General features: G+C 52.9%; 11 protein-coding genes and 1 tRNA gene. 7 read left to right on the top strand and 5 right to left on the bottom strand.

What is annotated here, in order from left to right:
* Window positions 1-65 precede the first annotated feature (65 nt).
* Window positions 66-1,229, bottom strand: coding sequence for a type II secretion system F family protein (locus ABQ298_09745; GenBank protein ID MEQ9824656.1), 1,164 nt, complete (start codon window positions 1,227-1,229; stop codon window positions 66-68).
* Between the two features lie 170 nt (window positions 1,230-1,399).
* On the opposite strand from ABQ298_09745, the gene ABQ298_09750 reads away from it, so the two are divergent.
* The 6 genes from ABQ298_09750 to ABQ298_09775 all read left to right on the top strand — a co-directional run bounded on the left by ABQ298_09750 (window position 1,400) and on the right by ABQ298_09775 (window position 6,753).
* Window positions 1,400-1,473: transfer RNA gene (locus tag ABQ298_09750), tRNA-Gly, on the top strand.
* Window positions 1,474-1,637: 164 nt separating this feature from the next.
* Window positions 1,638-3,035 carry a hypothetical protein gene (locus tag ABQ298_09755; protein MEQ9824657.1) on the top strand — a complete coding sequence of 466 codons (1,398 nt, stop codon included), beginning with the start codon at window positions 1,638-1,640 and terminating at the stop codon, window positions 3,033-3,035.
* A 24-nt stretch (window positions 3,036-3,059) separates the two neighbouring features.
* Window positions 3,060-4,298: a response regulator gene (locus tag ABQ298_09760; GenBank protein ID MEQ9824658.1), complete on the top strand. Its 1,239-nt coding sequence runs from the start codon at window positions 3,060-3,062 to the stop codon at window positions 4,296-4,298.
* Entirely contained in the window at window positions 4,291-5,034 is a 744-nt protein-coding gene (locus ABQ298_09765) for a uracil-DNA glycosylase family protein (protein MEQ9824659.1), read from the top strand. Before ABQ298_09760 ends, ABQ298_09765 begins: the two co-directional genes overlap by 8 nt.
* 126 nt (window positions 5,035-5,160) lie before the next feature.
* On the top strand, window positions 5,161-5,748 hold the full coding sequence (locus ABQ298_09770) for a hypothetical protein (protein ID MEQ9824660.1): 588 nt from the start codon (window positions 5,161-5,163) through the stop codon (window positions 5,746-5,748).
* 150 nt (window positions 5,749-5,898) lie between these two features.
* Window positions 5,899-6,753, top strand: a complete 855-nt coding sequence (locus ABQ298_09775; GenBank protein ID MEQ9824661.1) for an LOG family protein — start codon at window positions 5,899-5,901, stop codon at window positions 6,751-6,753.
* A 1-nt stretch (window position 6,754) separates the two neighbouring features.
* Here the strand turns inward: ABQ298_09775 and kbl are convergent, their stop codons facing one another.
* The 4 genes from kbl to ABQ298_09795 form a co-directional block, all read right to left on the bottom strand.
* Window positions 6,755-7,942 (bottom strand): glycine C-acetyltransferase, encoded by a 1,188-nt coding sequence (kbl, locus tag ABQ298_09780; GenBank protein ID MEQ9824662.1) that lies wholly within the window; start codon window positions 7,940-7,942, stop codon window positions 6,755-6,757.
* A 13-nt stretch (window positions 7,943-7,955) separates the two neighbouring features.
* The gene (gene tdh, locus ABQ298_09785; GenBank protein ID MEQ9824663.1) at window positions 7,956-8,984 is read right to left on the bottom strand and encodes an L-threonine 3-dehydrogenase; all 1,029 of its coding nucleotides are present in this window, start codon (window positions 8,982-8,984) and stop codon (window positions 7,956-7,958) included.
* A gap of 147 nt (window positions 8,985-9,131) precedes the next feature.
* Entirely contained in the window at window positions 9,132-9,869 is a 738-nt protein-coding gene (ppgK, locus tag ABQ298_09790) for a polyphosphate--glucose phosphotransferase (protein ID MEQ9824664.1), read from the bottom strand.
* 173 nt (window positions 9,870-10,042) lie between these two features.
* Entirely contained in the window at window positions 10,043-11,203 is a 1,161-nt protein-coding gene (locus ABQ298_09795) for a substrate-binding domain-containing protein (GenBank protein ID MEQ9824665.1), read from the bottom strand.
* A 152-nt stretch (window positions 11,204-11,355) separates the two neighbouring features.
* Between ABQ298_09795 and ABQ298_09800 the strand changes: the two genes are divergently transcribed.
* Window positions 11,356-12,951 (top strand): L-fucose/L-arabinose isomerase family protein, encoded by a 1,596-nt coding sequence (locus ABQ298_09800; protein ID MEQ9824666.1) that lies wholly within the window; start codon window positions 11,356-11,358, stop codon window positions 12,949-12,951.
* The last annotated feature ends 329 nt before the right edge of the window (window positions 12,952-13,280 follow it).

The following is a 13,280-nucleotide window of genomic DNA, read 5'->3' on the forward strand; positions in this document are numbered from 1 at the left end:
CAGATGGAATGGGTAAACGTTGCAAACGATAGTGTGATAGCGCCAAGTGCTGAGTCCGTTTTCGGTTATCCTATAACGGTCGGCATATTGAAGATCGGCAGGAAATTGGCCAGGACATTGCCACCGATGACAACGCCCAGAACGACGATGAGCAACGGCTCGAGAAGGGAAGTCAGGGCGCTGACCGTATTCTCAATCTCTACATCGTAAAAGTCGGAAATTTTCACCATCATGCTGTCGATGTCGCCGGTTTGTTCGCCCGCCTGTGTCATGTGTTTGATCATGGAGGGGAAGTAAGGGGTTACCGCCAAAACTTCCGAAATCTGGCCACCTTGGCTGACAGTGCGTGAAATATCGCTGCACGCACGTTCAATGTAGACATTGTTTGCACCGGATGAGACAATTTCAAGTGATTGCAGGATGGGGACTCCACTTTTCATGAGGATGGAAAACGTTCGACAGAAACGTGAGATGCTCACCTTGCGCACGAGTTCACCAAAGATGGGAATGCGCAACAGGAGAAAGTCTTTGACCTCCCGTCCACGCGGGGTCTTGAAGAACTTGCCGAGAACCTTGAATCCGACCACGCCGCCGAGGATGAGGAAAATCACATATTTTTTGAGAAAATTGCTCAGATCGATCAGGAACTGAGTCGGTCCGGGTAACTCTGATCCAAAACTGGTGAACATCTCGGCAAAGACCGGAATCACAAAAATCAAGAGAACGTTGACGAGCACGATGGCGAACAGAATCACCGTCACAGGATAGGTCATGGCACTCTTGACCTTTTTACTGAGCTTGACGGATTCATCGAAATATTGGGCTGTTTTTTCGAGAATGTCGCCAAGGCTTCCGCTCGCTTCACCAGCTTGTACCATCGAGACAAAAAGTTTCGGAAAAGCATTTGGATACTTTGCACAGGCTTCGGAAAACGGAGTGCCACTGGTGACGTCCAGCTTCACCATGCGAATGATCACCTGAAAGTGCAGGTTTGAAGTCTGCTCCTGCAGGGCTTCCATTGCCGAGACCAGAGGCAGCCCCGCCCCGAGCATGGATGAGAGTTGCTGGGTGAAGATCGCCAGCTCTTCCAGCTTGATTTTTGCTTTTGGCGCTTTTTTTTCCGCAGCCTTGAGCTTTGCCAGACGCTGTGATTCTGCCAGACTGTTACGCTTCTTGGCACGACGCTTTGAAGGTTTGCTGGAACTGGCAGGTGAGGAGAGCGATGGCATGCAGGTATTTCGTGAAAGTTGCTATTACATATCAACCCGAAACGTTCGAATGCAACCGGTTTTGATGGATTGGACTTTGGAGGGCACGAATGGACCTGTGAAAAATCAAACTACATTCGCTTTCTCTGTTGACAGAAGCAGAGGCAAACGATTCTGTTTTCAGCTTTGCCGCGGGTATAGTTTAGTGGTAAAACCTCTGCCTTCCAAGCAGATGATGTCGGTTCGATTCCGTCTACCCGCACCAACTTTGTCTCGTCCGTCCTTGTTCCCTTGCTCACTTTACGCTGTGAGTGCAAATTCTGTACAAGCAATCCACCATTTCATGAAGGTTGCGACCCTGTATCGCGTCAGTCTGTCCGCACGACCCAGGTTGTGGAATGTTCATGCATTTCATCAATAAACAGGGTTATGGAGTTTGTAGATCAGTCGGTGCTGTATCGCCGAAAGGACGGCGAGTGGCAAAGTGGAACGATCGTTCATTTTTCGACGAACCATCTGGTACTTGAGATTTATGGTTCGGGTCATGAAATTCGGTTGAATGAGGTATATGATTCCGTCCGGGTTTTGCATGGAGAGGCTTTGTTCTATAATGGACGTGGTGTCGTAAGCGATCTCGTGGAAGCCTCCTCAACCCTGCTCCTGGTCTTCTATCTGCCAGACAGTTGTATCGCAGTCGCCCCGCAGGAGAACGAGGCAGATATGCAATTTGCATGTGAACAGTTCCTCACGCGTTATGTGGAGGAACTCAAATTACCCATGCGCCTGCAGCAGCATCTGTTTCAATTTGCAGATGAATTGTCGCAGATCCTTTTGGGACTTCGCGGTTCCTGTATTTCGCAGGGTGTGCATCTGACGGAGGCGAATGGCAGAAGAAATGATCTGAACGGGGAGAGTCAGCCGTGGCGGGAGAGGCCTGTGATTCTGAGTGTTCTGGAGCATGTTCAGAAGCGCTTCCTTCGGCTCAATCACTACTTGAAGCAGTGTGGGGAAACCGAACGGGTGCAGGTTGGGGCATTTTTCAAACGCCATCTGTTCCCCTTGAGTTCACGCTCCCGGTTGTTTCGGTATTTCCATTCTGCCCGACGGAGTTTTTACTTCAACCACGAACTGCTCTGTCTGTTGCAGTCGGAGCAACTGGAGGATGCAGAAAGCACACGCGGACAATTGCTCGATGCCTTTTTCAAGGCGACTGCCTGCTTTGAAATGTATGAACAACGCTGCCTTCACTGGGTGGCTGAAATCCGTGATCAGTTGAATCGTCAGCCGGGAACACTGCGACTGCTCATGCTTGGAACCGATCTCACGCCGGAACTGCTTACCCGTGAATTGAGTGCTGCGCAATGCTCGCGAATTCACATGGATGTTTATTGCATGCCGGACGAATGTGAAGCGTCGTTTGTGCAGCGCATGGACAAGCTGTTGCAGGAGGGACATGCGCTGCCGGGCATTCGGTTGATCCGGCAACCGATCCGGACAATGCATGCGGGGTACTTTCAACAGGTCACAGGTGAATTTGGAACCTACCATCGCATCCTTTCGACCAGTCTGTTCGAGTCGCTTTCGGAGAAATCTGCGGCTTACCTGCTTGGGTTTTGTGCGCAATTGCTCGAAGAGAGAGGTGAACTTCAAATTTTTGTTTCACCTCCGGTTTACTGCCCTGTTCGAGAGCATTGGTTGCTTTGGTTTGGTCAAAACTGTGAGATTGAGGCCTGGAAACGGTACCTTCCTCTGCCTGTGCGCAGTGAACAGCGGCAGTTGCCATATGGGCATTTGACGGTATTTGGGTCGACTTCTGCAACCTCCTGAACTGGAGTAGACTTCGTAAGGTTCATGCAGCGAGAAAAGGTCAAGATTTTGTATGTGGATGATGAGGACTCCTGGCGCAGCACTTTCCAGCGCGACATGTCGGAAGTCTATGAAGTCATCACCGCGCGGAATGCAGAGGAGGGTTGGGAATTGCTCAACCGTCACGCCCGCGAGATTGCAGTGCTGATTTCGGACCAGCGAATGCCAGGTCGTCCTGGCATCGAACTGCTCAAACAGGCAAGGGCTTATTATCCCAAGATCGTACGCATCATCGCCACGGGACTTTCGGAAGGCAACTTGTCTGTGCATGCAACGAATCTGGGTTCGCTCTACCACCACATTGGAAAACCGTGGAACACCGATGAACTCAATGCTATCGTCAAGCGTGCGGTTGATGTCTATCAATTGCGCAGGGAACGAGATCATTTGCTTGAACGAAAATTGTCGACGATCATGCGCAAAAATCTCGAATCCAAGCTGCAGTGCCTGCTGGTGTTCGGGGTTGCGCACAAGGGGTCGATTCATCGTGCCATGGACGCCTTTTCCACATACCTGCAAGGCATCACTGTAGATCCGGGGCAATTGTCTGACTATCGCACGGTATTCAGGCAGGCGCAGAGCGAGTTGAATTGCCTCTTGTCCAATCTGGGCATTGCTCAATCCCTTTATGATCTACCTGACCAGCTTCGAGCCGTTGGCAGCGACTCTGCTGTTGATGTGAGGCGGGTTTTGCTTGGAGCGCGGGATAGCTGTAATCAGGTCATCTATTCCGTGCGCAGTGCTCCAGCGGGCCGACCGGAGCAGCGAAGTGCGGCGGAACAGTTGTTGGTGGAGCGGCTATTGGAACTGATTCAGTGCTGGGTGGGAGATCAGCGCGATCAGAAGTTACTGGAGATCTCGGAACCCGTTCAAGGATGTTCGGAGTCGTCTGGGCAAGGTGAAATGTTCCATCTCCGGATCTGTGACTATCGCGATCCGGATCCACTGCCTGAAGATCACGACGATCCGCGTTTCAATGGCATCAATCTGGACGAATCGAGAGAGTTGGCGTGGGTGAGGTTCCTTCTTTCGATTTATCATTTTGGAGGATCCATTCAAGTCGTTCATCTTTCGCGATCACGATTACAGATTCTGATGCGTCAATTTGATCCACAAGCGAAGCAGGAGATGACGCCTTCTGGGCTGGCCTCTGACCTTATCCTGAAATTTGAAACCTGGAACCATGCCCCCAAGCCTGACCAACCCATCAAATCCGATGTCTGATATTCACTCAAACCTGTCGCAACGGGTGCTCGCTGCTTCGATGGAGCTGCGGGACTCCGTGAATGGCATGCAATTTGCAGAACCTACGACACATGTGTATAATCCGTTGGACTATGCGTGGGAACCTTACGCTGACTATGTGCAGAAGTTTGCACACCCGAACGTGGATGTGGTGTTTCTTGGCATGAATCCGGGACCCTGGGGCATGGCACAGGTGGGCGTGCCCTTTGGGGAAATTGAGGCGGTCCGGAATTGGATGGGGGTGCAGGGGACTGTCACGCGACCGCAGTATGAGCATGCAAAGCGTCCCATCGATGGTTTTGCATGCCAGCGTTCAGAGGTAAGCGGAAGAAGGCTCTGGGGATTGTTTCGTGATCGATTTGGCAGCGCGGACAAGTTTTTCCAAAACCATTTTGTTCTGAATTACTGTCCATTGGTGTTTATGGAAGCGAGCGGGCGCAACCGGACTCCGGATAAGCTGAGCGCACCGGAACGACAACAGCTCCATGAAGCGTGTGATGCGCATTTGCGCAAGGTGGTGGAATGGATGCAACCCTCCTGGCTGATAGGAATTGGCAAGTTTGCGGCATCACGTGCGGTTGAGGCTGGGTTGGCTCCCGGTGTGAACGTCGAATGGATCTTGCATCCGAGTCCGGCGAGTCCTGCCGCGAATCGGGATTGGGCGGGAATGGCTGAGCGCAAGTTGATTGATATCGGAGTGTGGTCTGATCGTTAACGGGGCAGTGGCGTTGTGCTGATCAACAGGGCTGTACATGCACAGAATGCGTTGTTTGCGCTCTGCAGGTGATTTTGATAGATTTTTAAGGTAAACATCCCGCGATCGTGCCGATAATACTACTCGATGATAAAGAATGCTCAGGAGTGGGGAGATTTTACGGAGTGGTTGAATCGAATCCATGAAGGAATGGAGTGTGAGCGTGCTGATTCCATGTCGGTGAACGCTGAGACCAAAGTCGCCCAATCCTCGCTTGTGCGGTTTCTGAAGTCCCTGCATCAATGGGTGAAACAAGTGGAATCCGCTCCATTGACAACGTGGCGTGATGAATTGGGAGTGCGTGGATTTGTATTTCCCGCAGAGTCGATTCTGCCAGATGCCAGCATCACTCGCCAGCTGTGGAGGTTGTTGCATGCTTTGGGAGGAATGGGAATTGCGCTGACCAACACGGATCACCTCTGTGATCGGGAGTTGTACCGCCTGCTGGTGCACGATCTTTTGAACCGTTCCGTGCCGCAAATGTCAGATGGCGTTTCGCGTTCAGTCGTTCTGGATGTTGTGGGTCTTCAAGTTCAGGAAGACCCCGTCCCCTGGTTGCGGTATTATGCAAGCAATCGCGAGCGCATGGAATGGGCCAAGCAAAACCCGGGGAAAGGCCTGCCTGCACCTTCGGAAACACCCTATGCCAGAGACAGCCAACTGCCGGGTCGCTGATGGTGGATCCGAGCGAATGCCCGGGAATCTGCTCCAGAGTAGTCGAAAGGCGTGAGTGACTGATGTTTCTCGCTACTCAATAACGAGTCAGTAAGGTTCAATTGCGGTTGAATTTTCTCCCTCTTCGTTGAAACTGGCTTCAGTAAAAACATGAAAGATAAAACCTTATCGGATTTGGTTGCTCCGAATCCCCCGAAATCGTACAAAAACCTCGACTTCCTCAACAGTCACGATGCACGCAGCATTCGCGTGCTTTGTGAACTCATCGAACCGGATCAGCGCTTCCGCAATGAAAAGGTGCAGAATACCGTCGTCTTTTTTGGCTCGGCCCGCTCGGTTGATTCGACCCGGGCTGCTGAAAAATCCGAAGCATTGCTCAAGCAGGCCGCAGAGGAGTCCGATTTGAATAAACGGGAGGTGCTCGAAGCAAATGCATCTTACGTGCGCAAATTGGCGGCCTACTACGATGCCGGAGTCGAACTCGCGCGCCGTGTCACAGCCTGGTCATTGCGTCTGGAAAATGAAGCCGACCGATTCTACATCTGCTCGGGGGGTGGTCCCGGCATGATGGAGGCTGCAAACAAGGGAGCGCACCTCGCTGGTGGAAAATCCATTGGTCTGGGCATCAGTTTGCCCTTTGAACAGCATCTTAATCCTTACTGTACGCCTGAGTTGAGTTTCGAATACCACTACTTCTTCACGCGCAAGTATTGGTTTCTTTACCCGGCAAAAGCACTTGTGGTCTTTCCCGGAGGATTCGGAACCATGGACGAACTCTTCGAATTGCTCACATTGATCCAGACACACAAGATTCAGAAAAAAATGCCCATCCTGCTTTTTGGGAAAGACTTTTGGAATGACATTCTCAATTTTGATGCCTTTCGGAAGTGGGGTGTCATCTCTGACTTTGATCTCGAGTTGTTCCGCATCGTTGATGACATTGATGAGGCCGAGCGTTACCTGATCGAACAGCTGGAGACCCACTTTCTGCCGAATTCCCGTTGATTTACGATACGCCGAGAGTGAGCCGCACCTTGCCGAATGCCTCGACAGCGCGTTCGAGTTGTTCGGGGGTGTGAGATGCTGATATCTGCAGGCGGATGCGGGCTTTGCCCTTGGGAACGACCGGATAGTAGAATCCGATGGCATAAATGCCGTGTTCCAGGAGCTCTGCGGCGTAGCGTTGAGCGAGTGTGGCCTCTCCGAGCATTACGGGCACGATGGGGTGTGTGCCGGGCACGATGTCGAATCCGGCCTCCTGCATCGCGGATCGGAACTGGCGGGTGTTTTCCCAAAGCTGCTGTCTCCGATCATCTGAGTGTTCCATCAAATCGATGCAGCGCAGGCTTGCTGCAACGATTGCTGGCGCGAGGGAGTTGGAAAAAAGATAGGGTCGCGAGCGCTGTCGCAGCAACTCGACGATCTCGCGGCTCGCTGCTGTATAGCCGCCGCTGGCTCCCCCCAAGGCTTTACCGAGGGTGCCGGTGATCACCGAAACCCGCCCCATGACCTCGCAGTGTTCGTGAGTTCCGCGTCCATTGGCTCCCATAAAGCCCACAGCATGGGAATCATCCACGATGACCCGTGCGTGGTATTGCTCGGCAAGCTCGCAAATGCCGTGCAGGTCAGCGATGATGCCGTCCATGGAAAAGACACCGTCGGTGACGATCCATTTGTAGCGTGCACCATCCCGTTGTGCGGCCTGAAGGCAGGCTTCGAGTTCGCTCAGGTTATTATTGGCATAGCGGTAGCGCTTGGCCTTGCACAGGCGGATGCCATCGATGATGGAGGCGTGGTTGAGTTGGTCGCTCACGATGGCATCCTCTTCGTTGAGCAAAACTTCGAAAAGACCGCCGTTGGCGTCAAAGCAGGAACTGTAGAGAATGCTATCCTCCATTCCGAGGAAGGCGGCGATGCGTGCCTCGAGTTGTTTGTGCTGGGTCTGGGTGCCGCAGATGAAGCGCACGCTGGAGAGTCCGAACCCGAACTGATCGTAGCTCGCCTTGGCTGCGGCAATCAACTCGGGGTGATTGGCAAGTCCCAGGTAGTTGTTGGCACAGAAGTTCAACACCGTTTTACCGTTTGCCAGCTTCACTTCAGTGCCCTGGGGGCTTTGGATCGGGCGCTCGGATTTGAAGAGTCCATCGTTTGTGATGGCTCCAAGTTCGCTCTGGATGAAATCACTGTAGTCCATGATGCAGGAGGAATCAGTGACTCCAGTCGAGGATCACTTTTCCGGATTGTCCGGAGCGCATGACCTCAAAGCCCTTTTCAAATTCGGTATAGGGAAAGCGGTGCGTGATCACGGGCGAGATGTCGAGTCCGCTCTGGATCATCGTCGTCATCTTGTACCATGTTTCAAACATTTCCCTGCCATAAATCCCTTTGATGGTGAGCATGTTGAAGATCACCTTGTCCCAGTCGATGTTTGGTTTTTTGGAGTAGATACCGAGCAGGGCGATTTTGGCTCCGTGTGCGGCGTGGTCGATGATGGTGTTGAGCGCTTGAGGGGCACCGGACATTTCCATGCATACATCAAATCCCTCGACGATGCGCAGCTCCTTGCAGACATCCGAGAGCGTGGTTTCAAGCGGGTTGATCGCACGGGTAGCGCCCATTTGACGTGCAAGTTCAAGTCGGGAGGAGTTGATATCGGTAACCACAATCCAGCGTGCACCGCAATGCTTGGCCACCGCAACAGCCATGCACCCGATGGGACCTGCGCCCGTGATCAGGACGTCTTCGCCGACCAGCGGAAAGGAAAGGGCGGTGTGCGTGGCATTGCCAAAAGGATCAAAGCAGGATAAAATCTCCAGCGGAATGTTGGGATCTGCCAGCCACACGTTCGCCTGGGGAAGGGCGAGATACTCAGCAAAAGCGCCGGGACGGTTGACGCCAACTCCGCGGGTATTGCAGCACAGGTGGCGTTGACCAGCCATGCAATGGCGACAGGTGCCGCAGACGATATGGCCTTCCCCGCAGACGAGGTCTCCGGGTTTGTAGGCAGTCACGCTCGATCCGACAGCGTGGATTCGTCCCACAAATTCATGTCCTACGGCCATGGGAACCGGGATGGTCTTTTTGGCCCATGCATCCCAGTTATAGATGTGCACATCGGTGCCGCAGATGGAGGTTTTGATGATCTTGATGAGGACTTCCTCCGGACCGAATTCGGGTTCGGGAATCTCCTCAAGCCAAAGACCCGGGCGGGCTTCTTTTTTGACAAGTGCTTTCATGGCTTAGGGGCACGTGGGTGCCCAGTGGAACACATGCTAGTGGTTCAATTTCGTGAAATCAATCACGTCCCCATTGGGTTGAAAGAAATGTCCAGGCATCGAAATGCATGAATCGGTATTGCGACGCAGGAGGAGTATGGGGTTGGCTCAGCCGTGTTCTGCGATCACTGCGGCGCCGATGATGCCTGCGAGGTTTTTCAGTTCAGCCATCTTCACCGGAGTCTGGATATTGAGATGTTTGACAAATTTTTCCGGTTTTTTGGAAACCCCTCCCCCGATTACAAACACTTCCGGACTGAAAAGGTGCTCAAGATGGGCGAGATAGCATTCGAATCGTTTGGCCCACTCCTTCCACTTCAGATCGTCGCGTTTTCGTGCGGCGTCTGAGCAAAACGATTCGGCATGGCCGTGTTTGGGTAGGATGAGGTGTCCGAGTTCAGTATTGGGCACAATGCCACCATCGACCATCAGGGCTGTGCCAAGCCCTGTTCCCACTGTGATCAGAAAGACGGTGCCGCGGTATTGTTTGCCTCCCCCAAAACGCTGTTCAGCAATGCCGACGGCGTCCGCATCATTGATGACATGGGCCTTGCAACCCGTATACTGCTCAATGACATCAGCGTCGTTCGTGCCGATCCAGTCATCGTGAACATTTGCGGCGCTGTAGGCAATGTTGTGGCGAATGATCGCCGGAAAGGTTGCGCCGATCGGTCCCTTCCATTTGAAATGGTTTACCAGCTCAGCGAGTGCTTTGCCAACGGCACCTGGAGTGGCTGGTTTGGGTGTGGGAATGCGGTGCCGTTCCGTCAGGAGTTGGCCGTTTGTCACGTCGACAATGGCGCCTTTGATTCCGGAGCCACCGATGTCAATACCAAGAATATCCATGTGTTTAGTGGGGATACGCGGCAAAACTACCACGAGGTCAGAGGCAACCAAATCATGTTTTTCGATGTGCGCAACCCGAAGCTGCGTTGCCTCCGCATTTTTGCAAAGTCATGGCAGCTGGCGCACAGAATTCATCGTGGACTACCGATTTTTGGGGTGTCATTCCTGGGATGTCATTTGCTCTGGGCAAAACGACGGTAGTCGCTGGGAGTGAGATGCTCGATGTTTCGGAAATGTTGGTTAAAGGATCGTTGGCTTGGGAATCCGCAAAGCTCGCCAATTTGTGCAATGGAGTGCGATGTGTTTCGCAAGAGAGCTTTGGCGTGTTCGATGCGGCATTGCGTGAGATATTGCAGGGGAGTCATGTGGAGCACTTGGGCGAAAAGGCGTTCGAGCGTTCGTCTTGAAAGCTGGTTTGCGCTTGCAATGTCCGTGATCGTGTGGCTCTCGGCAGCATGAGACTGCATCCAGCGTAGTGTTCGTTCGAGGCGAGGTTCCATGCAGAGCACCGAATCGGTACTCTGACGTTCAATGATGCCAACGGGTGGGATCGAATGGATGTCTGGTGCGGGAAGCCTTTTTGAATGAAATGCCTGATGCAGGATCGTTCCCGCTTGAAACCCGATGGCGCGCGTGGGAAGTGCGATGCTGGAGAGCGGTGGAGTTGCCATACGGCATTCAGAATCGTCATTGTCGACCCCGAGGATGCAGACGTCTTGTGGGATGCGGTAGCCCAGGTGGCGGCAGGTTGCTGCGAGATGACGCCCGGGGAGATCATTGGAGCAGAGAATGGCGACGGGAGGTTGCAGGGTTTTCATCCACTTTCGAACGGATCGCTCCATTCGATCCCAGTCCACATTCCAGGGAGTTTCGCGGACAAAACCGTCGTGAAGGCATGAAACCCGGATGTTGCGCTGCCTCAAGATCTCGGAAAATCCGCTCTCACGCAGTCGAGAGAACATGGCATTGGCACTGCCGAAGTAGCCAAAGTTGTGGTAGCCAAGTTTGAGAAAATATTGGGCAGCAAGACGTCCAACCTCGGAATGGTCAACGTCAACCACAGGAAAGGGTAGCTCTCCGATGGTGAGTGTCACGTTGACTACGGGCACTCCAAAGTCCTGAAGGGAAAGTGCGAATTCCCGGTCAAAGACGTGGGCGATGATGCCGTCAGGCTTCCAATGGAGCAGGCTATCGGAAAAGGAACGATGGGAAGGGCCGTCCCGGAATGACCAGTCCATGTGGTGTTCTTCGGCAAAATCAAGAATTCCGGACAGCACTCCCCTGCAGTAGCCGAGTTCCTGCCCGAGCAACAGGGCTATGCGACGCTGTTTCATGGCGGATTGAAGGTAGGGAATTTGAGGTGAATGACAAGATTTTGTGGCGCAAAACTGCGAAAGAATGTCGTGAAATCGTGTGGCGAAAGTCGGTTTCCGATGATATGCTCTTTGTGTTTTCTTCCCCCGCTTCTGTATCTGTATTACTCCCCATGAAAATTTATTTGGTCGCCAGTGGAGACAGCCGTCTGTCCGCCAACCAGAAATGCTGGCCTGCGCAATTGGAAATGGAGAACCAGCTCTGCGACCTGATTGCGGACATGGGACATGATCTGCTCAGGGCACACGCCTATGATCCCGTGGAGCGGCATGGGTTTCTCTGTAGTCAGCGGCAGGGCATGGATGTGTTTGCATCGATGGATCCTGACATTCCGGTGATTGTAGCGGAGAGTGTTTGGCAGTACAGTCACCATGTTTTGCCGGGGCTGTCGACACATAGAGGTCCCATCCTCACGCTCGCAAACTGGTCGGGAACTTGGCCGGGACTGGTCGGTATGCTCAATCTGAATGGCAGCCTGACCAAGGCCAATATTTCCTATTCGACCCTGTGGGCCGAAGATTTTCGCAGTGAAGACTTTCGTTCCGCCTTGCAAGCCTGGTTGCAGGATGGGACGTACGAACACCAGACCCCACATGTATCGCCGTTCTTGCCGGATCGGGTAGAGCCGGAGCTTGTCTCCGTCGCTGCCAGGCTGGCGGAAGAACTGATTCGCAGGAAGGCGATCATGGGTGTTTTTGATGAAGGTTGCATGGGCATGTTCAATGCCATTATTCCGGATGAGCTGTTGCATGCGACAGGCGTGTTCAAGGAACGTCTGTCACAGAGCGCCTTGCTTGCTGCGATGGAGCAGGTGAGTGATGTGGAAGCCGAGGAAGTTGTGGCATGGTTGGAAGCCCGAAAATTTAAATTCTGTTACGGCAGTAATCCGGAGGAGGATTTGACGCCGGATCAGGTTCTCAATCAGGCAAAAATGTATGTTGCGGTCTGTCGCATGGCGGATGAGTTTGGCTGTGATGCGGTTGGGATACAGTACCAACAGGGTCTCAAGGACATGTGTTGTGCCTCAGATTTGGTGGAAGGGTTGCTCAATGACACGATTCGGCCCCCGGTGCATAATGCAAAGGGTGAGGTGATTCGGAGTGGTCGTGCGATCCTGCATTTTAACGAGGTCGATGAATGCGCGGGACTTGATGCACTTCTGATTGAGCGAGTGCATCGAGCACTCCATCAACCGGTGGAAACCACGTTGCATGATCTGCGATGGGGGGATTGGGACTCAAGCGGCACGGTACAGGATTATGTCTGGGTATTTGAAATCAGCGGAGCGGCACCCGCTTCTCATCACATAGGCGGCTATGCGGGTTCTACTGGCGAACGACAGCCAGCAATGTATTTTCCAAAGGGAGGCTCCACGCTCAAGGGCATTGCCCGTCCCGGTGAGATTGTTTGGAGTCGCATCTTTGTTGCGCAGGGTCAACTGCACCTGGACATTGGAAGGGCAAGGGTGGTTGAGTTGCCCGAGCGGGAAACGCAGCGTCGTTGGCATGCAACGACCCCGCAGTGGCCAATCATGCATGCTGTGCTTCAGGGGATAAGCCGGGACCAAATGATGGCCCGCCACAAATCCAACCACATTCAGGTGGTGTACGCCACGGATGCAGAAGCGGCGGATCGCTGTCTGCGCACAAGGGCAGCATTTGCGCATCAGCTGGGGATTCAGGTGCACCTTTGTGGGGTTACACTCTGAACCCGACGTTTTAGGATTTTCGTATCACTGTGTTGTTTGTTTCAGGGTGAACAAACGGGGCTGGAACAGTGGGTGTTCCAGCCCTCACTATTTGGTAAGAGTCTCTACTGGAGAGGGTTACTGTCATGGCTGTACGATGATGCGCAGGGAATATACTTAGAAGTTGTTTTTTGTGTAACGTGATTGTCACATTTAACTCATTGACTGAAAGGCATTTAAGGAAGCGCCAAAAGATTTTTTCTGAAAAGGTATTGACGGTGGGAAAAGAGGGGATTGTATGGGCGTTTTTCCCGACCTGGGTTGGGAAGTTCTTTGGACAGTGAAGGAGG

Source organism: Puniceicoccaceae bacterium (assembly GCA_040224245.1).
Taxonomy (GTDB): Bacteria; Verrucomicrobiota; Verrucomicrobiia; order Opitutales; family JAFGAQ01; genus JAKSBQ01.

What these genes read in the sequence shown, in the direction of transcription:
- ABQ298_09765 (MEQ9824659.1), top strand. Translation starts at nt 4,291, where the DNA reads ATGTCTGATATTCACTCAAACCTGTCGCAACGGGTGCTCGCTGCTTCG.
- ABQ298_09745 (MEQ9824656.1), bottom strand. Translation starts at nt 1,229, where the DNA reads ATGCCATCGCTCTCCTCACCTGCCAGTTCCAGCAAACCTTCAAAGCGT.
- ABQ298_09770 (MEQ9824660.1), top strand. Translation starts at nt 5,161, where the DNA reads ATGATAAAGAATGCTCAGGAGTGGGGAGATTTTACGGAGTGGTTGAAT.
- ABQ298_09775 (MEQ9824661.1), top strand. Translation starts at nt 5,899, where the DNA reads ATGAAAGATAAAACCTTATCGGATTTGGTTGCTCCGAATCCCCCGAAA.
- ppgK (MEQ9824664.1), bottom strand. Translation starts at nt 9,869, where the DNA reads ATGGATATTCTTGGTATTGACATCGGTGGCTCCGGAATCAAAGGCGCC.
- ABQ298_09795 (MEQ9824665.1), bottom strand. Translation starts at nt 11,203, where the DNA reads ATGAAACAGCGTCGCATAGCCCTGTTGCTCGGGCAGGAACTCGGCTAC.
- ABQ298_09755 (MEQ9824657.1), top strand. Translation starts at nt 1,638, where the DNA reads ATGGAGTTTGTAGATCAGTCGGTGCTGTATCGCCGAAAGGACGGCGAG.
- ABQ298_09760 (MEQ9824658.1), top strand. Translation starts at nt 3,060, where the DNA reads ATGCAGCGAGAAAAGGTCAAGATTTTGTATGTGGATGATGAGGACTCC.
- ABQ298_09800 (MEQ9824666.1), top strand. Translation starts at nt 11,356, where the DNA reads ATGAAAATTTATTTGGTCGCCAGTGGAGACAGCCGTCTGTCCGCCAAC.
- kbl (MEQ9824662.1), bottom strand. Translation starts at nt 7,942, where the DNA reads ATGGACTACAGTGATTTCATCCAGAGCGAACTTGGAGCCATCACAAAC.
- tdh (MEQ9824663.1), bottom strand. Translation starts at nt 8,984, where the DNA reads ATGAAAGCACTTGTCAAAAAAGAAGCCCGCCCGGGTCTTTGGCTTGAG.